Origin of the sequence: Jannaschia donghaensis (assembly GCF_001403795.1) — a bacterium.
In the GTDB taxonomy this organism is placed as follows: Bacteria; Pseudomonadota; Alphaproteobacteria; order Rhodobacterales; family Rhodobacteraceae; genus Jannaschia; species Jannaschia donghaensis.
In genome coordinates this window covers 312,988-335,801 of sequence record NZ_CXSU01000011.1, presented here as the reverse complement: position 1 = coordinate 335,801, position 22,814 = coordinate 312,988, and the positions used below count along the sequence as shown (strand labels likewise).

At 65.2% G+C, this 22,814-nt stretch carries 24 protein-coding genes and 1 tRNA gene; 10 read left to right on the top strand and 15 right to left on the bottom strand.

What is annotated here, in order from left to right; translation table 11 throughout:
• Positions 1–2: 2 nt before the first annotated feature.
• The 3 genes from JDO7802_RS06135 to JDO7802_RS06125 are packed head-to-tail and all read right to left on the bottom strand — an operon-like array spanning position 3 to position 1,316.
• Positions 3–347 (bottom strand): hypothetical protein, encoded by a 345-nt coding sequence (locus tag JDO7802_RS06135; protein ID WP_055083675.1) that lies wholly within the window; start codon positions 345–347, stop codon positions 3–5.
• A 5-nt stretch (positions 348–352) separates the two neighbouring features.
• The gene (locus JDO7802_RS06130) at positions 353–1,054 is read right to left on the bottom strand and encodes a winged helix-turn-helix domain-containing protein (protein WP_055083673.1); all 702 of its coding nucleotides are present in this window, start codon (positions 1,052–1,054) and stop codon (positions 353–355) included.
• Positions 1,026–1,316 carry a hypothetical protein gene (locus JDO7802_RS06125; protein ID WP_245624130.1) on the bottom strand — a complete coding sequence of 97 codons (291 nt, stop codon included), beginning with the start codon at positions 1,314–1,316 and terminating at the stop codon, positions 1,026–1,028. The genes JDO7802_RS06130 and JDO7802_RS06125 overlap by 29 nt, the downstream gene beginning before the upstream one ends.
• A gap of 126 nt (positions 1,317–1,442) precedes the next feature.
• Here JDO7802_RS06125 and JDO7802_RS06120 point away from each other — a divergent pair, with 126 nt between their 5' ends.
• The 3 genes from JDO7802_RS06120 to JDO7802_RS06110 all read left to right on the top strand — a co-directional run bounded on the left by JDO7802_RS06120 (position 1,443) and on the right by JDO7802_RS06110 (position 3,840).
• Positions 1,443–1,946 carry a hypothetical protein gene (locus tag JDO7802_RS06120; protein ID WP_055083671.1) on the top strand — a complete coding sequence of 168 codons (504 nt, stop codon included), beginning with the start codon at positions 1,443–1,445 and terminating at the stop codon, positions 1,944–1,946.
• Positions 1,947–1,991: 45 nt separating this feature from the next.
• Complete coding sequence (rnhB, locus tag JDO7802_RS06115) at positions 1,992–2,621, top strand: ribonuclease HII (protein WP_083481046.1); 630 nt, start codon at positions 1,992–1,994, stop codon at positions 2,619–2,621.
• A 112-nt stretch (positions 2,622–2,733) separates the two neighbouring features.
• Complete coding sequence (locus JDO7802_RS06110; RefSeq protein ID WP_055083669.1) at positions 2,734–3,840, top strand: site-specific DNA-methyltransferase; 1,107 nt, start codon at positions 2,734–2,736, stop codon at positions 3,838–3,840.
• Positions 3,841–4,040: 200 nt separating this feature from the next.
• Here JDO7802_RS06110 and JDO7802_RS06105 read toward each other — a convergent pair whose 3' ends face one another.
• Entirely contained in the window at positions 4,041–4,220 is a 180-nt protein-coding gene (locus tag JDO7802_RS06105) for a hypothetical protein (protein WP_055083667.1), read from the bottom strand.
• A 152-nt stretch (positions 4,221–4,372) separates the two neighbouring features.
• Complete coding sequence (locus JDO7802_RS06100; RefSeq protein WP_055083664.1) at positions 4,373–4,960, bottom strand: L,D-transpeptidase; 588 nt, start codon at positions 4,958–4,960, stop codon at positions 4,373–4,375.
• A gap of 205 nt (positions 4,961–5,165) precedes the next feature.
• Between JDO7802_RS06100 and dalA the strand changes: the two genes are divergently transcribed.
• Positions 5,166–5,675 (top strand): divisome-associated lipoprotein DalA, encoded by a 510-nt coding sequence (dalA, locus tag JDO7802_RS06095; RefSeq protein WP_055083662.1) that lies wholly within the window; start codon positions 5,166–5,168, stop codon positions 5,673–5,675.
• Positions 5,676–5,711: 36 nt separating this feature from the next.
• Here the strand turns inward: dalA and JDO7802_RS06090 are convergent, their stop codons facing one another.
• The 8 genes from JDO7802_RS06090 to JDO7802_RS06055 form a co-directional block, all read right to left on the bottom strand.
• Positions 5,712–6,218 carry a L,D-transpeptidase family protein gene (locus tag JDO7802_RS06090; protein ID WP_083481045.1) on the bottom strand — a complete coding sequence of 169 codons (507 nt, stop codon included), beginning with the start codon at positions 6,216–6,218 and terminating at the stop codon, positions 5,712–5,714.
• Positions 6,219–6,287: 69 nt separating this feature from the next.
• The gene (locus JDO7802_RS06085) at positions 6,288–7,166 is read right to left on the bottom strand and encodes an SDR family oxidoreductase (protein ID WP_055083660.1); all 879 of its coding nucleotides are present in this window, start codon (positions 7,164–7,166) and stop codon (positions 6,288–6,290) included.
• Positions 7,163–8,179 (bottom strand): tRNA epoxyqueuosine(34) reductase QueG, encoded by a 1,017-nt coding sequence (queG, locus tag JDO7802_RS06080; RefSeq protein ID WP_055083658.1) that lies wholly within the window; start codon positions 8,177–8,179, stop codon positions 7,163–7,165. Before queG ends, JDO7802_RS06085 begins: the two co-directional genes overlap by 4 nt.
• Positions 8,176–8,841, bottom strand: a complete 666-nt coding sequence (gene fzlA / locus JDO7802_RS06075) for an FtsZ-binding protein FzlA (RefSeq protein WP_055083656.1) — start codon at positions 8,839–8,841, stop codon at positions 8,176–8,178. Before fzlA ends, queG begins: the two co-directional genes overlap by 4 nt.
• A 31-nt stretch (positions 8,842–8,872) precedes the next feature.
• Positions 8,873–9,610: a monofunctional biosynthetic peptidoglycan transglycosylase gene (gene mtgA / locus JDO7802_RS06070; RefSeq protein ID WP_055083654.1), complete on the bottom strand. Its 738-nt coding sequence runs from the start codon at positions 9,608–9,610 to the stop codon at positions 8,873–8,875.
• 87 nt (positions 9,611–9,697) lie between these two features.
• The gene (gene gltB, locus JDO7802_RS06065) at positions 9,698–14,236 is read right to left on the bottom strand and encodes a glutamate synthase large subunit (RefSeq protein WP_055083652.1); all 4,539 of its coding nucleotides are present in this window, start codon (positions 14,234–14,236) and stop codon (positions 9,698–9,700) included.
• Positions 14,233–14,982 (bottom strand): alpha/beta hydrolase family protein, encoded by a 750-nt coding sequence (locus tag JDO7802_RS06060; RefSeq protein WP_055083650.1) that lies wholly within the window; start codon positions 14,980–14,982, stop codon positions 14,233–14,235. Before JDO7802_RS06060 ends, gltB begins: the two co-directional genes overlap by 4 nt.
• A 110-nt stretch (positions 14,983–15,092) precedes the next feature.
• Positions 15,093–16,559, bottom strand: a complete 1,467-nt coding sequence (locus JDO7802_RS06055) for an NAD(P)-dependent oxidoreductase (protein ID WP_055083648.1) — start codon at positions 16,557–16,559, stop codon at positions 15,093–15,095.
• Between the two features lie 216 nt (positions 16,560–16,775).
• On the opposite strand from JDO7802_RS06055, the gene JDO7802_RS06050 reads away from it, so the two are divergent.
• Positions 16,776–17,576, top strand: a complete 801-nt coding sequence (locus tag JDO7802_RS06050; RefSeq protein WP_055083646.1) for an undecaprenyl-diphosphate phosphatase — start codon at positions 16,776–16,778, stop codon at positions 17,574–17,576.
• Here JDO7802_RS06050 and JDO7802_RS06045 read toward each other — a convergent pair.
• Entirely contained in the window at positions 17,573–18,955 is a 1,383-nt protein-coding gene (locus JDO7802_RS06045; RefSeq protein WP_055083645.1) for an MATE family efflux transporter, read from the bottom strand. The two genes, JDO7802_RS06050 and JDO7802_RS06045, sit on opposite strands and share 4 nt — an antisense overlap.
• A gap of 49 nt (positions 18,956–19,004) precedes the next feature.
• Positions 19,005–19,988 carry a complex I NDUFA9 subunit family protein gene (locus JDO7802_RS06040; protein WP_055083643.1) on the bottom strand — a complete coding sequence of 328 codons (984 nt, stop codon included), beginning with the start codon at positions 19,986–19,988 and terminating at the stop codon, positions 19,005–19,007.
• 126 nt (positions 19,989–20,114) lie between these two features.
• On the opposite strand from JDO7802_RS06040, the gene JDO7802_RS06035 reads away from it, so the two are divergent.
• The 5 genes from JDO7802_RS06035 (at position 20,115) to lptB (ending at position 22,790) form a co-directional block, all read left to right on the top strand.
• Positions 20,115–20,201, top strand: a tRNA-Leu gene (locus tag JDO7802_RS06035).
• An 86-nt stretch (positions 20,202–20,287) separates the two neighbouring features.
• Positions 20,288–20,917, top strand: coding sequence for a ribonuclease D (locus tag JDO7802_RS06030; RefSeq protein WP_245624129.1), 630 nt, complete (start codon positions 20,288–20,290; stop codon positions 20,915–20,917).
• A gap of 28 nt (positions 20,918–20,945) precedes the next feature.
• Positions 20,946–21,557 (top strand): LPS export ABC transporter periplasmic protein LptC, encoded by a 612-nt coding sequence (lptC, locus tag JDO7802_RS06025; protein WP_055083641.1) that lies wholly within the window; start codon positions 20,946–20,948, stop codon positions 21,555–21,557.
• Positions 21,558–21,570: 13 nt separating this feature from the next.
• Positions 21,571–22,044: a lipopolysaccharide transport periplasmic protein LptA gene (gene lptA, locus JDO7802_RS06020; RefSeq protein ID WP_055084759.1), complete on the top strand. Its 474-nt coding sequence runs from the start codon at positions 21,571–21,573 to the stop codon at positions 22,042–22,044.
• The gene (lptB, locus tag JDO7802_RS06015) at positions 22,041–22,790 is read left to right on the top strand and encodes an LPS export ABC transporter ATP-binding protein (RefSeq protein ID WP_055083639.1); all 750 of its coding nucleotides are present in this window, start codon (positions 22,041–22,043) and stop codon (positions 22,788–22,790) included. The genes lptA and lptB overlap by 4 nt, the downstream gene beginning before the upstream one ends.
• Positions 22,791–22,814: the final 24 nt, after the last annotated feature.

Here is a 22,814-nt window from a genome sequence, read left to right as displayed (position 1 = left end):
TCTCAGGTCCCGCGGGCCCTGTCGTCCTCCGACAGGCCCGCCCACCACGCGGCATACGGCGTGTTCCACGGGGCCCTGCGCGTCACATCCTCCGCGACGTCGTCCCACCAGACCGGGCCGCGTTCGCCCAGACGCTCCTTCGCGGCCTGAACGCCGGCGCGCGCCGCGCGCGTCTCCTCCTCTGTCTTGGCGAATCGGACAGCGCGGCGCGCTTTCATCAGGTCGCTAACGGCGGCCTTGCGTGCATCTTCGGGCAGGGATGGGTCGGTCTTGCGCCACATCCGCGACTTCGAGACGAAGTAGCGGCCGTCGGGCGTTTCGGGATATTTGGGCGGTCGGGCGGTCATGCCGCTCAACTCATCCGGATGACCTTCGGGTCCAGCGCCAAGACATAGCCCTGCCGCGTGATGTTGCGGATCAGCAGATGGGTCACGATCTGATTGCCCAGCGCATCGCGCAGCCGCTTGATCCGCGTGGCCCCCGCCGCTTCCTCGCAATCGGATTCGGGTTTGCCGGAGATCATCGATTCGATTTGCACGCCGGTCAGCATGTCACCGTCCAGCCGCGCCTCGGCCAGCACCGCCAGCGTTTCCATCGCGGCATCCGTCAGCTTCAGCTCGATATCGTTGAGCATCACCGCGTTTTCAGCCCGCGCCAGGATCAAAGAGGTCACCTGAATTCCCGACCGCTCGATCTCTCCCATGCGACGGTTCAGCGTCACGATCGCCAGAAGCAGCACCATGCACGCGATCAAAAGCGCGGTGGCAAAAACCAGAAGGACAAAGATGACCGTTCGGTAACTTACCAGCACATCCGCAAACGCCGTCCCGGACTGCGCCAGGATCTCCAGCAGGCCGATTTCCGCCCGGCTGGTCAGGTCCGATTCGATGAACAACCGTTCCACCCGCGCGTTGAACGCGTTGCCGTCGGGCAGCGTCACGAACAGGAACAGCGCCGCCGCCGCCAGAATCACGACGATCGCCGCGATCCCCAGGCCGACGACCTTGGCCGAGGCGGCGCGCGTTTCAGTAACGGAGGAAGTAATCGCCGGCACTTGCTTTCCTTTGTTCGAGTCCTTCGTCACCGAAGACCGACATCACCTGCAACAATTGCCAGCCGTCGCCAAGGCGGCTGCGCAATTCATCCGCCGCCGACGAAGGGTCGCAGGCGGATTGCGGGATTTCGATTATGCCGTAATGCAACTGAAGCGGGTTGTCCTGCTTGGCCTTGTAGTCGGCATAACAGGCCGCCGAAGCGGGCCCGGCCAGCATCAGCGCCAGCATGAAAGGAAGTGCGTGTTTCATGTCTTCCTTCATGGGCCAGGTCCCCGCGTCAGGCAATGACCCATACCGGGTTATTCCATGACACTCCCCGGTCATTGAGCGGCGGGCACCCCGGCGGACAAGGTGCCCTGACCCCACGACTGCCACAGGAGTTCACCGATGTTCCGCACCATCCTTGCCGCCGCGCTGACCGCCGCATTCGCCCTGCCGACGCTGACCGCACCCGCGATTGCGCATGAACAGGGCTATGCACACAGTCACGTGCGCGATGGAAACGGGCGGGCCGCAGTGGCGGTCATCGGGGGTTTGGCCGCGCTCTATTTGCTCAAGCGTCAGGCCGACAAGCGTGACGACCGGCGGGAGGAGCGGCGCGCCGCCCCGTTGCGCCGGGATCGCGACGGTCGGCCCGTGTGGACGGGGCGCGACCGACGGGACGACCGGCAGGTCCGTGTCCTGCCCGCCAATTGCTACCGCACGTTCGATACCCGCCGCGGCCCGGTCCGCGGATACGGCGCGCGCTGCATGCAGCGCACCGTCGCCCGCCCCGGCAGCCTGCCACCGCAGTGCATCACCCAGATCCGCACCGATCGCGGTACCCGGAACCTCTATGATGCCCGCTGCATGCGCCGCGCGGGTTGGACCTCCCGCACCGCACGACGTTGACGCCCCCGCGTTGACGTCCCGCCGGAGCGGGGGCAGGGTCGCGTGGTGCACAGAACACCGCCGGCCCTGCTCCCTGATGACGCCCATGAACGCGCCGCCCGTGACCGGGGGGCGCGTTTCGTCGTCGGACTGGACGAAGTGGGGCGCGGTCCCTGGGCCGGACCGGTCGTGGCCTGTGCCGCGCGCCTGACCGGCGACGCCCCAGCGGGACTGAACGATTCCAAGAAACTGACGGCCGCACGACGAGAGGCGCTTGTCCCCCTTTTGCTGGCCTGCTGCGATGTTGGATTCGGTGAGGCGAGCGTGGAGGAGATAGACACGCTCAATATTCGGCAGGCCACGCATCTTGCGATGCGCCGTGCGGTCGCCGCGCTGTCCCATCCGCCCGACCATCTGTTGATCGACGGCAACGATTGCCCCGCCTGGGTCGATTGTTCCCACGAGCTTCTGATCAAGGGCGATGGCCGATCATTGTCCATCGCGGCGGCATCGGTTCTGGCCAAAACAAGGCGGGATCAAGGCATGGTGTCGCTGGCGCAACAGCATCCCGGCTACGGCTGGGAGACGAACGCGGGCTATGGTACCCGGTCCCACCAAGACGGCCTATTGAAACACGGCGTGACACAACATCATCGGCGGTCCTTCGCACCGATACGCAAGATATTGTGTTCCTGACCCTGCCTTATTCTTGCCGCAAGCCGTCCATGGACGGTTAATGACGCGCCCGTCATGTTGATCTCATAACAGACACCCTGAACAATCAGGGGTCGAGACGAGGCGGCAGACAATGGCAAGACCTACCCCGGAGGCCCCCGTGCTTCCGCTCGATACCATCATGTCCGGTGATTGCGTGGCGGCGATGAATGCGCTGCCCGAGAACTCGGTCGACCTGATTTTTGCGGACCCACCGTACAATCTTCAGTTGCGCGGCGAATTGCACCGGCCCGACAATTCGATGGTCGACGCCGTCGACGATCACTGGGACCAGTTCGAAAGCCTGAAGGCCTACGATCATTTCACCGACCGGTGGATGAAGGCCGCGCACCGCGTGCTCAAACCCGATGGCGCGATCTGGGTGATCGGAAGCTATCACAACATTTTCCGCGTTGGGGCATCGCTGCAGGATCGTGGCTTCTGGATCCTCAACGACGTCGTCTGGCGCAAGACGAACCCGATGCCCAACTTTCGCGGCAAGCGCCTGACCAATGCGCACGAGACGATGATCTGGGCGTCCAAGTCCGAATCGTCCAAATACACGTTCAACTACGAAGCCATGAAGGCCGCCAACGACGGCGTGCAGATGCGCTCCGACTGGACATTCCCGCTGTGCACCGGACACGAGCGTCTGAAAAACGCGCGCGGTGAAAAGGCTCACCCCACCCAGAAGCCCGAAGCCCTGCTCCACCGTCTTTTGGTGGCGACCACAAACCCCGGCGATGTCGTGCTCGACCCGTTTTTTGGCACCGGCACCACCGGTGCGGTCGCCACGATGCTGGGCCGCCACTTCATCGGAATCGAGCGGGAGGAAGAATACCGTCAGCTTGCCGCCGAACGCATCGCCAAGGTCCGACCGCTGGAGCGCGAGGCACTGGAGACGACAACCTCCAAGCGCGCCGAGCCGCGCGTGCCCTTCGGCCAATTGGTGGAGCGTGGCATGCTGCGCCCGGGCGAGGAGCTTCGGTCCGGCAACGGCCGCCACCGCGCCAAGATCCGCGCCGATGGCACCCTGACGGGGGACGGCGTGAAGGGGTCCATCCACCAGGTCGGTGCCGCCTATGAGGGCGCGCCCAGCTGCAACGGCTGGACCTACTGGCACTTCCGGCGCGAGGGGAAGTCGGTCTCCATCGACACCCTGCGCCAACAGATCCGCGACGAGATGGTCAAGATGAACTGATCTTCGCGTTCCGGTTACCGCCTGCGATCCCTGTCCAATGTCCGGGGGTCGCAACTTGACCCTCGTTCCCGCGTGTCGGGTTCGGGGGTCCTTTTTTGCGCGTTGATCTCACGAGGACACGAAAATCGCCGCAAACGAAAAACGCGCCCCCGAAGGGACGCGTTCTCCTAGAACCATGTGGTTCCGTCGCTGTCTTCGGATCAGTCCGAAGCAGCGGCGGCCAGCAGGATGATCGCCAGGATCGGAACGATGATGCCGGCCGACGAGGACGAGGTGTCCTCGACGATGACGACGGGCTCGACCGGGGCCGGAACGATGTTACCGGCGAAAGCGGCGGTGGAAGCGACCGACAGAGCGGCTGCGAGAGCGAGTTTTTTCATAGTAGTATCCTCCAAGATACGCCATCGGTGAGGCGACAGTTGCCACACCATATGGCACCCAAGACTGTACCTCGTGCGACTCGTTAAGCAGCTATGACAGGGCTTGGCAACGCCGGGTCGCACCCCCCGTCCCTGCTTTGGAGGCGGCTTCGTCAAATAAGCAACACCTGCGTCCCGACCTGCGACATCCCGAAAACCTGAGCGATGTGCTCGTTATAGAGGCCGATGCAACCCGACGACGACCGCCGTCCGATCTTGCGCGTGTCGTGCGTGCCGTGGATCCGGTAGTACGTCCACGACAGATAAAGGGCGTGCGTCCCCAGCGGATTGTCCGGGCCGGGTCCGACAACGGCGGGCCAGTCGGGATTGCGGCGGCGCATGTTCGGCGTCGGGCGCCACGTGGGGCCGACGACCTTCTGCACGACGCGGGTCCGGCCCTTGCGGGTCAGTTCTTCGGACTGCGGGACAGACGACGGATACAGGTGATAATTGCCCGATTCTTCCCACATATGCAGGGCGCGACTGTCGATATCGACCAGGATGGCGCCATTGCGAAGGTTGGAGAAATACTCCTGCCAGTTCAGCGCCCGGAAACTGGAGGTGTTGCGCCGCGTCGTCGACGACAGGTCGGCCCGCGTCTGCACGGTGTCGGGCAAGGTCTGTCCAATGGCGGGCGCGGCCAGCAGGGACGCGGCCGCTGTCCCGGTGGCGAGAAAGGCACGGCGATCAAGGCTGCGCATTGAAATCTCCTGTCTGTGATCCGCGTATCAAGTATCGCGAAACCCGTCCGTGACGCGAGTCGGTATGAACAAATATGTCATTCTGCAAATGAAACTGGCAACACCACGCGAAGTTTCGCCCAAACTCTTGCACCGGGAACATTTGCGTCGTCGTCTGCTCCGTTATAGTCACGCCGAAACTTGAAAGACCCTTGGGGATTTGCCGATGAACCGCCGTTTTGCCCTGCTTATTCTGGGGTCCGCCGCTTTGGCCGCCTGTACGCCGCCGCCTCCGGCGCTCGGACCCGATGGCCGGCCGCTGCCGAAACTCTACCGAATCTCCAACGCGGACGCCCGTCGCCTGCCGTTCCGCGCGCTCGACGCCGTCAACGCGCTGCGGCAGGGGGCCGGCGTCGCGCCGCTCGAACTCGACAGCAAGTTGTCGGCGGCCGCCGAGACGCATGCGCGTGACATGTCGTTGCAAAACCGGCCCTGGCACTTCGGGTCCGACGGCTCCTCCCCGATCGACCGGGCGCAGCGCGTCGGGTTCGACGGTCAACTGCTGGGCGAAACCCTGTCGGAAACCTACGAGACGGAGCTGGAGACCGTGGCCGCCTGGCTTCAGGACCCTGGGCCCCGCCGTGTTCTGCTGGACCCGCAGGGCCGCCGCATGGGGTTCGGGTTCTTTCAGGAATCCAACGGCAAGATCTGGTACACGCTCAACGTCGGAACCTGACACGCGCACCGGGCCACATCGGCCCGGTCTCCCGCATCAGGCGAAGATGTCGACCGGCGTGCCGTTGCGCACCATCGCATAGACCAGCTTCATCTCGCGGTTCGTCACCGCCACGCAGCCCGCCGTCCAATCCGAACTGCGGCCCCGCCGCTCGTCGCCCCAACCGTGGATGAAGATGTCGCCGCCCGGCGGCTTGCCTGCGGCGGCGGCAAAGGCACGATCCTCGGCGTTGGGATAATCGATACCGATGGACAGAAAGAACGCTGAATCGGGGTTCCGCCGGTCGATGTGATAGCGGCCTTCAGGCGTCTTGCCGTCGCCTTCGAACTGCTTGGGACCGGCGGCGGTGAAGCCCAATTGCACCTGATACGGCTCCAGCAGCACGTTGTGGTGAAACAGGTACATCGCCCGGTTCGATTTCTGGATTTCGACACGCGTGACCTCGGGCCCGCGATAGCTGACGAATTTGCTGCCACACCCCATGGCGAACGCCGCGGAGCCGAGCGAGAGCGCAAGCGCGCCCCGACGGGTATAGATGTCCATGTCTGCCTGCACTCTGCGTTGCACTGTCCTCGGGCCATCCTACCGCAAGAAAGCGCTCCCGCAAAAGGGTCAATCGTCGCGGATCGTCGCCCCGTCGTCCCGCTGCAACAGATCGACCAGCCCGGCGCGGTAGTCGGGAAAACGCAACGCCACCCCAAGATCGGTCTTGATCCGGTCGTTCCGCACCCGCTTGGATTCGGCGTAGAAGCTGCGCGCCATCGGCGTCATCTCCGCCGCTTCGAAATCTTCCTCGGGCGGCAACGGCAGACCCAGAAGCGTCGCGGCATAGCCGATGACATCCTGCGGCGGGGCCGGGTCGTCATCACAGACGTTATAGACGGTGCCCGCGCCACCCCGCGCGATACTTGCCGCCACGACCTGCGCGATATCCTCGACGTGGATGCGGCTGAAGACTTGCCCGGGCTTCACGATTCGCCGCGCCGTTCCGGCCCGCACCTTCGCGAACGGCCCGCGCCCCGGCCCATAGATCCCCGCCAACCGAAAGACATGCAGCGGCGCACCCGTCCGCGCGGCCAGGGCCTGCCAGGCGGCCTCCGCCTCCACGCGCCACCGGCCCCGTCGCGTACTCGGCGTCAGCGGCGTCCTCTCGTCGACCCAGGCCCCGCCGTGATCGCCGTAAACGCCCGTCGTCGACAGATATCCGACCCAGACCTTCGACCCCAGATGCGCTTCCAGCGCGGGCAGATAGGTGTTCAGCACCGGATCGCCGTCGTCCCCTGGCCCGGCCGAAGTCAGAACATGCGTCGCCTGCGCCAGCGCGTCGTCCAGCGGCGCGCCGAAGATCACCGGCTCCACCCCTTCGGCGCGCAGGGCTTCCGCTTTTTCGTCGGACCGGGTCGTTCCGATGACGCGCCAGCCCTTCGCCAGCAGCAGCGGTGCCAGCGCGCGCGCCGAATAGCCGTGTCCGAAACTCAGCAACGTCTTCATAATCGCTCCACCGCCCAGCGCGCCGCATCGGCGACGGCCTCATCCGCATCTTCACACAGATCCTGCACGACCGGACGAAGCCGTTCCTGCCCCGAATTTCCAATTGCATAGCAGACGTTGCGCACCATCCGGTCCCGGCCGATCCGCTTGATGGGCGACCCTGCAAACACTGTGCGGAAGTCGGCGTCATTCAGAACCGCCAGGTCGGCCAAGGCAGGCGCGCGGTGCGGGCCGTGGTAGCGGATGTCGGACGCCTGCACCGCGAACTTGTTCCACGGGCAGACCGCCAGGCAATCGTCACAGCCATAGATCCGGTTGCCCATCTTGCCGCGCAATTCCGGGTCGACCGGCCCGCGATGTTCGATCGTGAGGTAGGAAATGCAGCGCCGCGCATCCAAACGAAACGGCGCCGGAAACGCATCCGTCGGACAGACGTCCAGACATTTGCGGCACGATCCGCAATGCTCCCCTTCCGCCGCGTCCGGGGGCAGGTCCAGCGTGGTGAAGATCGCCCCCAGAAACACCCAGTTCCCGAAGTCCCGCGACAGCAAGTTCGTGTGCTTGCCCTGCCACCCGATCCCCGCCGCCTGCGCCAGCGGTTTCTCCATCACGGGCGCCGTATCGACGAAGACCTTCACCTCGCAATCCGCCTCCGCCACCATCCAGCGCGCAACCCGTTTCAGGGCCTTCTTGACCACGTCGTGATAATCGCGCCCCTGGGCATAGACCGACAACGCCCCGTGCGCGGGCTTTTCCAGATCGTCCAGCGGATCATGCTCGGGCGCATAGGAATGGGCCAGCATCACCACCGACCGCGCCGCGGGCCACAGCGCCGTCGGATCGCCGCGCCAGGCCGTCCGCTCCGCCATCCAGGCCATTTGACCGTGGTGGCCCTGATCCAGAAATGTCTTCAATCGCGCCGGCGCATCCGCAATCGCACCGGGGCGACACACCCCGACTGACACGAAACCCGCCGCCCGCGCCTCCGCGTCCAATCTGTCGCGCAGGCTCAAAAATCCAGGTCGGCGTAATGCTTGGCCGGGCGGAACCCCGGCACCACATCCGCCAGAATCGACCGGAACGCAGGCCGCGATTTGATCTTGGCGTACCAGTCGCGCACGGCCGCGTTGCGGTTCCAATCGACGTCAGACGAATAATCCAGGCACGACAGATGCGCGGCAGCCGCGAAATCCGCGACCGTCAGATCCGTCCCCGCCAGCCAGCGGTTCCGGTCCAGCAGCCAGCCCATGTAATCCAGGTGGAACTTGATCGCCTTGACCCCGTTCTTCACGTTCGCCCCGTCCGGATAGCCCGCGCGCGTCAGCTTTTTGTTGACCCGCTCATAGACCAGCTTGGACGTCACCTCCTGATGGAACTTGTCGTCGAACCACGCCACCAGACGCCGCACTTCGGCGCGGGCAGCCGGATCGCGGGGCATCATCGGGTTGTCCGGGTTGGTTTCTTCCAGGTATTCGCAAATCGCCCCCGAATCCGACAGGGTCAGCCCGTCGATCCGCAGGACCGGCACCTTGCCGGCGGCGTTGCGGCGCAGAAACTCGGACGACGCCTCCCAATAGCGTTCGTCGATCAGCTCCACCTCCAGCTTCTTTTCGGCCAGCACGAGGCGGACCTTCCGGCAGAACGGCGACAGGGCGAAGTGATAGAGCTGGATCATGCTTCGGGAATGCCCGCTCCGCAGATGCTTTTCAACTCTCGAAGCACGCCGAACGGCCGTCGGATCGGATCGTGGCGGCCCCATCGCGCACACGGGCGGCTTTCCGCTGCAACGCCTGGGTCAGACTGGCCGCATTGCGGTCCTTGGGGTTGGGCAACACCGACGCCAGCGCCGCCGCCTGCCGATCCGACAGATCCGCCGCATCGACACCGAAATACGTGCGCGCCGCGGCCTGCACGCCAAACACGCCTTGGCCGAACTCGGCCACGTTCAGATAGACTTCGATGATCCGCCGTTTGGGCCACAGCGTCTCCATCAAGGGGGTGAGCCCCGCTTCCAGTGCCTTGCGGAACCAGCTGCGCCCCTGCCACAGAAACGCGTTCTTCACGACTTGTTGGCTGATGGTCGACGCGCCGCGGGTCGCCCCCGCTTCGATCGCTTCGCGGATGGCGGCGACGTCGAACCCCCAGTGGTTGCAGAAATTCGCATCCTCCGCCGCGACGGCCGACCGCGCCATCACCGGCGCGATGTCGTCGATATCGACCCACACCCGTTCCACCCCGCCCAGACGCCCCGATTCAGACCAGATATACGGCGTCGTCGGCGGATCGATCCAGCGATACGCCAGAACCCAGACCACCAAAGCCACAGCAGACCACAGAGCGGCCCGCACGGCCCACCGCAGGACGCGGCGAACCGGCCCGGTCGCGGGTTTCGCAGGGGCACGCTTGCGCGCGGGGGTCTTCTTTTTCGCAGGTGCTTTCGCCATGGCCCCTCCAACCGGGCCGGCGGGACAAGGTCAAGAAAAACCCCGCCCGCCGGGGGGCGGACGGGGCAAAGCGTCACCGATCGGGGACTATTCCGCCGGAATCGCGTCCGCATCTTCGGACAAGGGCGCGGGAATGTGGATCAGCATTTCCTTGGGACAGATCTGAAGGAAGCTGGCCTTCTCCCGCTCCCAATCCGACAGGATCTTCTGCGCCTTCTTGGACTTCGTCTCGTCCGCGTGCCGCTCGATCAGGCTGCGCAGCTGGGTTTCCCAATGGGGATGCGCAACCGGGCAGGTGACCAGCGTCTCCATGTTCATCAACTGGGCCGCCGCCCCGTCGGGATCATACAGATACGCCATCCCGCCGGTCATGCCCGCCCCGAAGTTCGCACCGATCGACCCCAGGATCACGGCGACCCCGCCGGTCATGTATTCGCAGCCGTTCGATCCGCAGCCCTCGATCACCACGGACGCGCCCGAGTTGCGCACCGCGAACCGCTCCCCGGCGCGGCCGGCGGCGAACAGGAACCCGTCGGTCGCGCCGTACAAGACGGTGTTGCCGATGATCGTATTCTCGTCCGCCTTCAGCGGGCTGGCCATGGCCGGGCGCACGACGATCGTGCCACCAGACAGACCCTTGCCGACATAATCGTTGGCATCGCCCGACACTTCCAGCTTCAGGCCCGGCGACAGGAACGCGCCAAGGCTTTGCCCCGCCGATCCCTGCAACTTGACCGTCAGGTGATCGGGTTGCAGCGAATTGCGCATCCCGAACTTGCTGACCACATGGCTGGAAATCCGCGTGCCGACGGTGCGGTGAGTGTTCTGCACCGCATATTGCAGCTGCATCTTCTCTCCATCGTTCAGGAACCGCTGGGCATCCTGCACGATCTGCGCGTCCAGCGTGTCGGGCACCGCATTGCGCGGCTTGTTCCGATCATAGGTAATCCGATCTGCCCCATCCACAGTGATCAGCAGCGGGTTGAGATCCAGATCGTCCAGATGCGCCGACCCGCGGGACACCTGCGTCAACAGATCCGCGCGCCCGATGATATCGTCCAGAGACTTGGCCCCGATCTCCGCCAGAATCTCCCGCACTTCCTGGGCATAGAAGGTGATCAAGTTGACCACCTTGTCGGCCGTGCCGGTGAACTTGGCGCGCAATTCGGGGTTCTGCGTGCAGACCCCGACGGGGCAGGTGTTCGACTGGCACTGGCGCACCATGATGCACCCCATGGAGATGAGCGCGGCCGTCCCGATGCCGTATTCTTCGGCTCCCATCATCGCCGCCATGACGATGTCGCGCCCGGTGCGCAGCCCGCCATCCGTGCGCAGCGTCACCCGCTCGCGCAGCTTATTCATGGCCAGGACCTGATGCGCCTCGGTCAGGCCCATCTCCCACGGCAGACCGGCGTATTTGATCGACGTCGCAGGGCTGGCCCCGGTGCCACCGTTGTGCCCCGAAATCAGGATCACGTCGGCCTTGGCCTTGGCGACACCGGCGGCGATGGTCCCGACGCCGCTCGACGCCACCAGCTTCACCGTCACCTTGCAGCGCGGATTGATCTGCTTGAGGTCGTAGATCAACTGCGCCAGATCCTCGATGGAGTAGATATCGTGGTGCGGCGGCGGCGAAATCAGCGTTACGCCCTTGGTCGAATGACGCAGCCGCGCGATCAGATCGGTGACCTTCATGCCGGGCAGCTGACCGCCCTCGCCGGGCTTGGCCCCCTGCGCGACCTTGATCTCAAGCTCTTCGCAGTGGTTCAGGTATTCCGCCGTCACGCCAAAGCGCCCGGACGCGACCTGCTTGATCTTGGCCGACGGGTTGTCGCCATTGGGCTCGGGCACGAAGTGGGCCGGGTCTTCCCCGCCCTCACCCGAATCCGACTTGGCCCCAATCCGGTTCATCGCGACGTTCAGCAGCTTGTGCGCCTCGGGCGACAGCGCCCCCAGCGACATGCCCGGCGTCACGAACCGCTTGCGGATCGACGTGATGCTCTCGACCTCCTCGATGGGGATCGACTTGCCCATCGGCTTGATCGCCAGCAGATCGCGCAGATGGATCGGCGGGTTCGACTGCATCGCATGGCTGAACTGCTTCCACAGCTCGAACGACCCCCGGTCGCAGGCGGCCTGCAACATGTGCATCGTCTGCGCTTCCCAGGCATGCTTCTCGCCCGACCGCCGCGCCTTGTAGAACCCGCCGATCGGCAGGACATTCGACGCCCCGTGATAGGCCGCGCCATGCACCGCCTCCAGCTTCTTCTGGATGCCGTTGGTCCCGATGCCGGAAATCCGGCTCAGCATGCCGGGGAAATATTCCGCGCACATCGCCCGTGACAGGCCCACAGCCTCGAAGTTCAGACCGCCGCGATAGGACGAGATGACCGAAATCCCCATCTTCGCCATGATCTTCAGCAGGCCCGCGTCGATCGCCTTGCGATAGCGGTTCACCGCCTCGTCCAGATCGCAATCCAGCAGGCCCTTCCCGATCCGGTCGGCCAGCGAATCCTGCGCCAGATAGGCGTTCACCGTGGTCGCGCCGCAGCCGATCAGCACGGCGAAGTAATGCGGATCGATACACTCGGCCGAACGTACGTTGATCGAACAGAAGGTCCGCAGCCCCTTACGCGTCAGCCACGAATGCACCGCGCTGGTCGCCAAGATCATCGGCATCGGCACCTTGTCGGCGTCCTGCATCCGGTCGGTCAGGACGATGTGCCCCGCGCCCGAACGCACCGCATCCTCGGCCTCGGCCCGAATCCGCTCCAACCCCTCGCGCAGCGCACCATGAGGCGTACCGGCTGGGAAGGTGCAATCGATGGTCACGACCGATTCCGCGAAATGGTCGAACATCGCCTGGAACTGCGCGTTCCCGACGAACGGGGACGGCAGCTCCAGGATCTCGGTCTGGGACGAATCCTCGTCCAGCACGTTCTTCAGGTTCCCGAACCGCGTCTTCAGGCTCATCACCCGAAACTCACGCAAACTGTCGATCGGCGGGTTGGTCACCTGGCTGAACGCCTGGCGGAAGAAGTGGCTCAGCGGGCGGTACTTCTCGGACAGCACCGCCGACGGCGTGTCGTCGCCCATCGACGCCAGCGCTTCCTTCCCGTCCTCGGCCATCGGGGCCAGGATCTGCTCCAATTCCTCGATGGAATATCCGGCCGCGACCTGACGTTCGCGCAACTCCGCACCCGAATGGACCGCCACTTCGGGCACGCCCTTGGTGATGTCGCCCAGATCGGTGATCTTCTGGACCCAATCGCCGAACGGCAGCGCGCGGGCCAGCTTGTCCTTGATCTCGGTATCGTGGAACAGGACGCCCTTCTCCATGTCGACCGCGATCATCTGGCCGGGGCCCAACGCGCCCTTCTCGACGACCGTGCTCTCATCCACGGCAACCATTCCCGCCTCTGACCCCGCGATCAGCAGGCCATCGCCGGTCAGGGTATAGCGCATGGGCCGCAATCCGTTCCGGTCCAGCCCCGCACAGACCCAGCGCCCGTCGGTCATCGCCAACGCGGCCGGCCCGTCCCACGGCTCCATCACCGCGTTGCAATAGGCGTACATATCGCGCCAGGCATCCGGCAGCTCCACCGCCGATTGCGACCACGATTCGGGCACCAGCATCGTCTTCGCCATCGGCGCCGACCGGCCCGCGCGCACCATCACCTCGAACACGGAATCCAGCGCGGCGGAATCGCTCGCCCCCTGCGGCACGATCGGCTTGATGTCCTCGGCCATGTCGCCGAACGCTGAAGACGCCATGCGGATCTCGTGGCTTTTCATCCAGTTGACGTTGCCCTTGAGGGTGTTGATCTCTCCGTTGTGCGCCAGCATCCGGAACGGCTGCGCCAGCCACCATTGCGGGAAGGTGTTGGTCGAATACCGCTGGTGATAGATCGCGAAGGCGCTCTCGAACCGCTCGTCCTGCAGGTCGGGATAGAATTCCGACACATCCTGCGCCAGCATCATCCCCTTGTAGATCACGCCCCGGCACGACAGCGACGCCAGGTACAGCCCGTTGATCTGCGCCGCGATGGCCGCCTTCTCGATCCGGCGACGGATGACGTACAGCTCCCGCTCGAACGTATCCTCGTCGACGCCTTTGACGTTGGAAATCAGGATCTGCTCGATTTCGGGGCGGGTCGCATTGGCCTTCTCGCCCAGGCAGGTGATGTCGACGGGCACGTGCCGCCAGCCATAGATGTAATACCCCATCCGCAGGACCTCGGTCTCCACGATGGTCCGGCAGCTTTCCTGCGCGCTGAAGTTGTCGCGCGGCAGGAACACCTGGCCCACGGCGATGCGCTTGCCCTCGTGCGGCTCGTGGCCGGTGCGACGGATCTGGTCGCGGAAGAACTCGACCGGGATCTGCACGTGGATGCCCGCGCCGTCACCGGTCTTCCCGTCGGCATCGACCGCGCCGCGGTGCCAGATGGCCCCCAGCGCCGAGATTGCCGCGTCGACCACCTTGCGCGACCGCTTGCCCGAAATATCGACGATCAGGCCTACACCGCAGGACGCATGCTCGCTGTCCTCGTGGTACAGGCTCGTGCCGTCGAGGTCTTGGCGGCGGGACAGCTCGGTGCGTTCCCAGTCGCTGAAATAATGGGTCATCGGGTTTCTCCTTCAACGGGGATTGCGGGGCCGCGCGGCGCATCGGCCGCTTCGGCATAGCGTTGGTACAGGGTTTCGACGCGGGCCTTTCGGCCCCGGATGATCGCACCGATCACATCGTAAAGCAGGCCGGCGTCCTTCAACCGTCCCGCGACATTGTGCCGGGCCGCCGGCAGGGTCCAGCGGTGCACGCGCTGCAGATCGGGCGCGAAATCCAGCTGATCCAGATCCTCCCGACAGGCCTTCCCGGCGGTCAGGTAATACTGCGTGCGCGTCGCGCCGAAGGTTTCGCCGACGTTGCGCGCGGGCATCCAGCCATAGCGCTTCATGACATCGGGCCAGCGTCCGTCGTCGGTCAGGTCCCGGTCCAGCGTCAGCTGCGGCGAAAACGCGATGGCGCGGCGCACCCGCATTTCCTGCGGCAGCAAAAGCGCGCCGTAGCCGCCCATCGAATTGCCCAAACTCACGACCTCTTCGATGCCTTCCGACCGGCGCAGATACCGGATCAGGCGCACCGCCTTCGACCAAAGCCCTGGCGCGGAATACCAGCTGCCGCGCCGGTCGGTCACGAACAGGACGTTGTTTTCGCCCCGGCGCGCGGCCGAACCTGCGAATTCGTCCAGCGGCGCGCCACCGAACCCGGCTCCGCGCCCCGTGAACACTACGACCATGCGCCGCGCACTACCCGGCAGCCAGCGCAGCGTCAGGTCGCGATCTTCCAGAACGGTGTCGATGGTCAGAGCCATTGCGATATCGTTAACCCGTCAGAAACGTCAGCAGCGCTGACCCGTCAATTTGAATGAGTATTCCCTGGATCACCCGTAGATCACCCGTTGGTCATACGTGGAATTCCGGCCTATTCGGCGGCGATCACGGGGGCATCGGCGACCGTCATCTTCTCCAGAATGGCCTCTGCCGCCTCCCGCCCGTCGCGGATGGCCCAGACCACCAGCGACGCGCCCCGCACGATGTCGCCCACGGCATAGACACCTTCCAGCGGCGTCTCATGCGTGCGGAAATCGGCCTTGATCGTGCCCCAGCGCGTGACTTGCAGATCGGGCTTGTCCCACAGCGTCGGAAGCTCTTCGGGCTCGAACCCAAGGGCCTTCACCACCAGGTCGGCCTTCTCGACATAATCCGCGCCTTCGATCAGTTCGGGCGCCTGGCGCCCCGTGGCATCCGGCTCGCCCAGGCGCATCTTCTGCACATTGACGCCGGACACGGCCACGCCGCCCTCCATCGCCTCCTGCAGGCCTGCCTCAAACCCAGCGGGCGCGGTCAGCCAGACAAATTCCACGCCCTCTTCTTCGGCATTCTGCACCTCGCGCTGCGATCCGGGCATGTTGGCCTTGTCGCGGCGATACAGGCACTTCACGCTGATGGCGCCCTGCCGGATCGCGGTGCGCACGCAGTCCATGGCTGTGTCGCCACCGCCGATGACGACGACGCGCTTGCCTTCGGCGTTCAGCGATCCGTCGTCGAACGCCGGCACATCGTCGCCAAAGCTCTTGCGATTGCTGACGGTCAGATAGTCGATGGCGTTCACGACACCCCGCGCATCGGCGTTCTTGCCACCTAGATCGCGGGTCTTGTACACGCCGGTCGCAACGATGACGGCGTTATGCTTCTGCCGAATCTCGTCGAAAGTGATGTCGCGCCCGACCTCGCAATTCAGCACGAACTCCACACCGCCCTCGGCCAATTGATCGTTGCGCCGCATGACCACGTCCTTCTCCAGCTTGAAGCCGGGAATCCCATAGGTCAGCAGGCCGCCCGCACGGTCGTAGCGATCATAGACCGTGACCTGAACGCCCGCCCGGCGCAGCATGTCCGCCGCCGCCAGACCGCCGGGACCGGCCCCGATGATGCCGACGCTTTCCGTACGCTCCCGGCGCGGCTTGATCGTCGGCACCCAGCCGTTCTCGAACGCGGTGTCGGTGATGTATTTCTCGACCGCGCCGATGGTGACGGTGCCGTGGCCCGACTGCTCGATGACGCAATTGCCTTCGCACAACCGGTCCTGCGGGCAGATCCGGCCGCAGATCTCGGGGAACGTATTGGTGGCCTGGCTGACCTCATAGGCCTCCTGCAGGCGCCCTTCGGCGACCAGGCGCAGCCAGTCGGGGATGTTGTTGTGCAGCGGGCAATGGGTCTGGCAATACGGCACACCGCATTGAGAGCAGCGGCCCGCTTGCTCGGCCGCGCGTTCGGCGGCAAATTCACGGTAGATCTCGCCGAAGTCTTCCGTGCGCACATCGGCCGTCCGCTTTTCGGGCGTCTTACGCTCGACGGTGACGAACTGAAGCATCTTGTTGCCGGACATTGAATTCCTCCTGCGTGATCGAAGTTACCGATTACGCGATCTTCGTGAGAATGGAAAGTCAGCATTGCTGACCTAAATGTACCTTTTTCAACCTGACCTCGCCCCGATCATGCGGCAAATCGCCAAATAAAGGTCCGATTCGGTTCTTTCTGCCGCCTTCCCCCGCCGCACCCCCTGCTCCATGCTGCGCGAAAGACCGCGAATCAGGCAATCCGCATGGCCCTCTGGCATCTCATCCTCCTGGCGCTGGTGCAGGGCGTGACGGAATTTCTTCCCGTCTCCTCCTCGGCCCATCTCATCCTCGTCCCGCGGTTGACCGGCATCGCAGATCAGGGCGTCGCCCTCGACGTCGCGCTTCATATCGGCACGCTGGGCGCGGTCGTGCTCTACTTCCGCGCCGACGTCGCCCGCGCCCTGTCGGGAACGGCGGGGCTGTTCCGCAAGCGCTGGGGTCCGGATGAAAGACTGGCCGCCGGCCTGGCCATCGCGACCGTCCCGGTCGTCCTCGCCGGATTGGTCCTGAAGGTCACCGGCACCGCCGATTTGCTGCGTTCGGTGGAGGTGATCGGCTGGGCCACGGTCCTGTTCGGGGCCCTGCTCTGGTGGTTCGACAAACGGGGAACGCAGACCCGCGACCTGGGCGACTGGACGCCCGGTCAGGCCCTGAAATTCGGGCTCTGGCAGGCCATTGCCCTGATCCCCGGCACATCCCGGTCGGGCATCTGCATCACAGGCGCGCGCGCCATGGGGTACGGGCGCGAAGACGCGGCGCGGATCGCGATGCTCATGTCGATCCCGACGATCCTGGCCTCCGGCGCGCTTCTGTCACTCGATGTGTTCGGCCAGACCGACGGGCAATTGTTACGCGATGCCGGCATCGCCGCGCTGATGGCGTTCGTCGCGGCACTTGCGGCGCTTGCGCTGATGATGCGGCTGCTGCGGTCGGTCAGCTTCACGCCCTATGTCGTCTATCGCATGATGCTGGGCGCGTTCCTGCTGGGCTGGGTCTATCTCTAGCCGGGAATGACCCGCGCCGGCACGCTGATCGGCGCCACGTCCAGCGCCAGCAGATCGGTCGCCCGCGCGGCCACCAGAATCGCCCAGGCCCCAAAGACGTTGGCGACGACCGCCGCGCCCAGAATGCCGGAATACCCGAACAGCGTCACGCCCAGCCAGGCCAGGGGCACATAAATCGCCAACACCCGCGCCACCGACAGCGTCATCGAATGGCTGGCCTTCGAAATCGCGTTGAGTGCCGCGTTCCCCGTCACCAGCATCCCGAACCCGAACAGCGACCAGCCCACGACGCGCAAATAGGATGCGGCCGCCTGTGTGCTGTCTTCGCTGGCCCCGAACGCGCTGGCGATGGGGTCCGCGAAAAGCGTCAGCATCACCGCGATGAACAGGCCATAGCCGACCGAGAACATCAGGCACAGGCGCAACGCCTCGCGCGCGCGGTCCCGTTTGTCCGCACCCCAGTTCTGGCCCACGACGGGGCCGATCCCGGCCGAAAGGGCCAGCATGGGAACGGACACCAGCGATTCCACCCGCGTGGCGGCCCCGAACCCCCCCACGGCCGCCGATCCGACCGTTGCGACGGCAGCCGTGACAAGCGCCATACCCGCCGGATTGATCGCGTTCGACGTGGCCGCCGGACCGCCGATGGACGCGATGGTCCGGGCGTTGCGCCACAGGTCCGCCATGGGGTTCGAACAGGGCTGCAACAGGCCCGACCGCAGGGCCAGCGCTGCGGCCAGAATGCTGGCCGACACCATCGCCACCAGCGTGCCCATCGCGGCCCCGGCGATCCCCATTTCCGGCACCGGGCCCCACCCCAGGATGAACAGCGGCGTCGTCGCAACGTTCACCACCGCCGAAAAGACCATGATCCCGGCCGAGGCGATACCGCTGCCGTGAGCGCGAAACACCGAGTTGATCAGCATCATCGAAACGAGGAACGGGAATGACAGGCACCAAAGCGGGGTATAGCGCAGCGCCGCCTCCAGCACGTCCGGATCGGCACCCAAAACGCTGAAAAGCGGCCCGTCGAGCAGAAAGAAGAGCAACGCCGCGATCGCGGCGAGGATCATCCCGATGCCCAGCGAATGCAGACCCCGTCGCGTCACGTCGTCATCGGATTCCTTGCGTCCCAAAGCCTGACTGATGATCGCACCCGCCCCGGCCGACAGCCCGATCGACAAGGAGGAGATCGCGGTCGTTACCGGATAGACGAAGCCCACGGCGGCCAACGCCTCGGGCGATACCTTGGCCAGGAAATAGGCGTCCACCAACCCGGTGGAAATGACCGCCAGGATACCCAGCATCATCGGACCCGACAGAATGGCAATGCCCTTCCAGACAGGCCCTTCGGTAAGATCGCGCGTGTTCTTGGCCATGGTCGTCCCCTTGCACCGATGCCGGGACGTAGGACGATCGCGCGGCCCGTCAGGTCTTCATGTTCTTGGCGCTGTCCTTGATGTCGGAATACTGCCCCGACGGACGGAACCGCCACAGATATTCGGGCAGCACCGTCTCCATCGTGGAGGGCACGATGCCCAGCACGTCAAAACCGGGGTATTGACCGGTGACCACGTTGTCGCGCGCAAGGTTGCGCACCTGATCGCGGGTCAATGTGCCGTTGTGCACGATGCCGAACGACAGCTTTTGCACCCAGTCCAGCACGAAGGCCATGGTGCGCGCCACGAAGAACGGCACTGTCACGATTAACGCGCGACGGCGGATGACCCGCAGCATCGTCTGCATCAACTCACGGAAGGTATCGACGTCCGGTCCGCCCAATTCGTGGATGCCGGGCTGCGCCTGGCCGATCACGGCCTTTTCGGCGGCAGCGGCGACATCGTCGACATAGACCGGCTGAAACTTGGTGTTCGGTCCCACCACCGGCAGGACCGGGGCCAGACGCGCCATGCCGGCGAAGCGGTTGAAGAACTGGTCCTCCGGCCCGAAAACCAGCGAGGGTCGCAGGATCACCGCGTTGGGCTGATGCTCCATCACGCCCGCCTCGCCCTCGGCCTTGGTGCGGGCATAATCGCTGCGGCTTTCGGCATCGGCACCGATGGCACTGATCTGGACCATGTTCGCGATACCTTCGGCGGCGGCAAGACGGGCGATGCGCGTGGCCCCCTCGGCTTGCAGCGTGTCGAAGGTGTTCTTGCCCGATTGTGCCAGCACACCGACGCAGTTGACCACGGCATCGGCCCCCGACAGGGCGGCGGCCACGCTGGCGTCGTCGCGGATATTGGCGAACACAGGCTCTACCTGCCCGACGGCCCCGTACATGCGCACGAACACCGCCTCATTCGGGCGGCGGCAGGCCACGCGGACGCGCCAACCCTGCTTGGCCATGCGGCGCGCGATATAGCGGCCGACGAAACCGGAACCGCCGAAAATGGTGACGAGCTTCTGCATGGAAGGCACTCCTGCTTTTCAGGGCTGCGATACCGCCCGTGACCCGCGCGGGCAAGACTTGTGATTTTATGAAGCGGGGCGATTGACACCGTTCCGAGCCGGAGATACCCACCGCGCACCGTGGATGCCCAGGTGGCGGAATTGGTAGACGCGCTGGCTTCAGGTGCCAGTTCTCGCAAGGGAGTGGAGGTTCGAGTCCTCTCCTGGGCACCACGGTCTACCAACAAGAAACGCCCGGCGCGCCTGTCTCAGGGCCGCCGGGCGTTCTTGTTACAAAGGCTCGATTCCGGGGACACCGCATGACCATCGCCATGGATAAGATCACGTTGCACAAGGGCGATCTGCCCGACGGGCTGGACCTGGGGCCGACGGTCGCCATCGACTGCGAGACGATGGGCCTGAACCCGCACCGCGACCGTCTGTGTCTGGTCCAGCTGTCGTCGGGCGACGGCACCGCGCATCTGGTGCAGATCGCCAAGGGTCAGACGGACGCGCCGAACCTGTGTCGGATGGTGAACGACGCTGCGGTCCTGAAACTGTTCCATTACGGGCGCTTCGACATCGCGGCGATGTATCACACGTTCGGCGCGCTGGCGCAGCCGGTCTGGTGCTCCAAGATCGCGTCTCGCCTGATCCGCACCTATACCGACCGGCATGGTTTGAAAGCGCTGCTGCACGAATTGCTGCAGGAGGATATCTCCAAGATGCAGCAGACCTCCGATTGGGGGGCCGCCGAGCTGACGCCCGCGCAGCAGCAGTACGCCGCCTCCGACGTGTTCTACCTGCACCGCCTGAAAGAGGTCATGGACGGACTGCTGGCGCGCGAGGACCGGACCGAGATCGCGCAGGCCTGTTTCGACTTCCTGCCGACCCGCGCCAAACTGGACCTGATCGGCTATCCGGAAACCGACATCTTCGCCCATTCCTAAACACAGGCGAGACGCTTAGGTGTTTGCCATGGCGACACGCGGTCCGATCAATCCCCTGCGCACCCGGATCGTCCGGTTGGCGACGCTGGTTTTGCCGGTGCTTGCGCTGATGCTTCTGTCGACGCTGTTCCTGGTGGCGCGCAAGGTGAACCCGGACGACGCCATCCCCTATGCCGAAGTCGACGTGTCGATGCGCGCCCGCGATCAGCAGCTAACGATGCCGCGCTTCGCCGGCGTCTCGCAGGGGCGTACGTCGTTCGATCTGTCGGCGCGCATGGCGCGGCCCGATGCGACCGATCCCCGGCGCATGTCGGCCGAGGCGCTGCGCCTCGTGCTCGACGACATGGACGGTGGGCGCGCGACCATCGTGTCGGATGCGGGCGACGTCGACACGGCCGATCGGGCGATCGTCCTGACGGGCGACGTCCGCATCGAAACCTCCACGGGGTACGAATTGCGGACTGAACGCCTTGAAGGGTCGCTTGCTGTGCTGTCGATCACGTCGCCGGGCGAAGTGACCGGCGACGGGCCGCTGGGCACCCTGCGCGCCGGATCCATGGCGTTGACGGAGGACGGCGACGGCGCGGCGCGGCTGCTGTTCACGAATGGCGTCGACCTGCTATACACCCCTCCAAGCTGATCTGGATGTGACGATGTTTCTGCGTGCCCTTGCCCTCGTTTTTCTTGCCGTCCCGGCAGTCGCGCAGACGTCCGACGTCGGCTTCGGCCAAGGCGATTTCGACAGCTCCGCCCCGGTGGAGGTCGCCGCCGACAATCTGGAGATCGATCAGGCCACCGGCCGTGCCGTCCTGACCGGCAACGTCGTGATCGCCCAGGGGGAGCTTCGGCTGTCAGCCGGACGCGTCACCGTCGAATATGCCACCTCGGACGGGGCGCGGTCGATCGAACGGCTGAACGCCAGCGGCGACGTCCTGATCGTGGCGGGCGATGACGCCGCCGAGGGGCAGGAGGCCGTCTATACGCTCGGGTCGTCCGACATCTTGCTGACCGGCGATGTCGTCGTCACGCAAGACGGCAATACGCTGGCGGGGGATCGGTTGGTGGTAAACCTCGACTCCGGGGCCGGCACCGTCACGGGCCGCGTGCGGACCACGCTGCAACCGTGAGCACGCTGTCCGTCACCGAAGGCGAAGGGGGGCTGCGCATCCGCAATCTGCGCAAATCCTATAAGAAGCGGCCCGTCATCCGCGATGTGTCGATGGATTTGGCCCGCGGAGAGGTCGTCGCCCTTCTGGGGCCGAACGGATCGGGCAAGACCACCACCTTCTACTGCATCGCAGGCCTGGTCACGCCCGACGGCGGGTCGGTCAGCCTGGACGGGACGGATGTGACCTGGCTGCCGATGTACCGCCGCGCCAAGGCCGGGATCGGCTATCTGCCGCAAGAGATGTCGATCTTCCGGGGCATGACGGTGGAGCAGAACATCCTCGCCATTCTGGAAGTGGCCGAACCCAAGCGCCACCGCCGGCGGGAACGGTTGGAGGAACTGCTGGGCGATTTCAACATCGAGCATCTGCGCCGCGCTTCGGCCCTGGCGCTTTCCGGCGGAGAGCGGCGGCGCGTGGAGATCGCGCGCTGCCTGGCGGCAAATCCCCGCTACCTGCTGCTGGACGAACCCTTTGCCGGTGTCGATCCGATCGCCGTGGGCGACATCCGCGGCCTTGTCGTGGAACTGAAATCGCGCGGGATCGGCGTGCTCATCACCGACCACAACGTCCGCGAAACGCTGGAGATCGTCGACCGCGCATACATCCTGCACGACGGCGGCGTCCTGATGTCGGGCAGCCCGGACGAAGTGGTCGCCAACGACAATGTCCGGCGCGTCTATCTGGGCGAGGGGTTTTCGCGCTAACATCGCGTTCGGCGCGCGCCCTTG

Bases quoted from the DNA above. Each gene is read 5' to 3' on its own strand.
- JDO7802_RS06045 (WP_055083645.1), bottom strand. From the start codon at position 18,955: ATGGCCAAGAACACGCGCGATCTTACCGAAGGGCCTGTCTGGAAGGGC.
- JDO7802_RS06110 (WP_055083669.1), top strand. From the start codon at position 2,734: ATGGCAAGACCTACCCCGGAGGCCCCCGTGCTTCCGCTCGATACCATC.
- JDO7802_RS06125 (WP_245624130.1), bottom strand. From the start codon at position 1,316: ATGAAGGAAGACATGAAACACGCACTTCCTTTCATGCTGGCGCTGATG.
- JDO7802_RS06085 (WP_055083660.1), bottom strand. From the start codon at position 7,166: ATGAAGACGTTGCTGAGTTTCGGACACGGCTATTCGGCGCGCGCGCTG.
- JDO7802_RS06060 (WP_055083650.1), bottom strand. From the start codon at position 14,982: ATGGCTCTGACCATCGACACCGTTCTGGAAGATCGCGACCTGACGCTG.
- lptA (WP_055084759.1), top strand. From the start codon at position 21,571: ATGTTTCTGCGTGCCCTTGCCCTCGTTTTTCTTGCCGTCCCGGCAGTC.
- mtgA (WP_055083654.1), bottom strand. From the start codon at position 9,610: ATGGCGAAAGCACCTGCGAAAAAGAAGACCCCCGCGCGCAAGCGTGCC.
- JDO7802_RS06090 (WP_083481045.1), bottom strand. From the start codon at position 6,218: ATGGACATCTATACCCGTCGGGGCGCGCTTGCGCTCTCGCTCGGCTCC.
- gltB (WP_055083652.1), bottom strand. From the start codon at position 14,236: ATGACCCATTATTTCAGCGACTGGGAACGCACCGAGCTGTCCCGCCGC.
- lptC (WP_055083641.1), top strand. From the start codon at position 20,946: ATGGCGACACGCGGTCCGATCAATCCCCTGCGCACCCGGATCGTCCGG.
- JDO7802_RS06100 (WP_055083664.1), bottom strand. From the start codon at position 4,960: ATGCGCAGCCTTGATCGCCGTGCCTTTCTCGCCACCGGGACAGCGGCC.
- JDO7802_RS06050 (WP_055083646.1), top strand. From the start codon at position 16,776: ATGGCCCTCTGGCATCTCATCCTCCTGGCGCTGGTGCAGGGCGTGACG.
- JDO7802_RS06120 (WP_055083671.1), top strand. From the start codon at position 1,443: ATGTTCCGCACCATCCTTGCCGCCGCGCTGACCGCCGCATTCGCCCTG.
- JDO7802_RS06105 (WP_055083667.1), bottom strand. From the start codon at position 4,220: ATGAAAAAACTCGCTCTCGCAGCCGCTCTGTCGGTCGCTTCCACCGCC.
- dalA (WP_055083662.1), top strand. From the start codon at position 5,166: ATGAACCGCCGTTTTGCCCTGCTTATTCTGGGGTCCGCCGCTTTGGCC.
- fzlA (WP_055083656.1), bottom strand. From the start codon at position 8,841: ATGATCCAGCTCTATCACTTCGCCCTGTCGCCGTTCTGCCGGAAGGTC.
- JDO7802_RS06040 (WP_055083643.1), bottom strand. From the start codon at position 19,988: ATGCAGAAGCTCGTCACCATTTTCGGCGGTTCCGGTTTCGTCGGCCGC.
- JDO7802_RS06030 (WP_245624129.1), top strand. From the start codon at position 20,288: ATGACCATCGCCATGGATAAGATCACGTTGCACAAGGGCGATCTGCCC.
- JDO7802_RS06055 (WP_055083648.1), bottom strand. From the start codon at position 16,559: ATGTCCGGCAACAAGATGCTTCAGTTCGTCACCGTCGAGCGTAAGACG.
- JDO7802_RS06135 (WP_055083675.1), bottom strand. From the start codon at position 347: ATGACCGCCCGACCGCCCAAATATCCCGAAACGCCCGACGGCCGCTAC.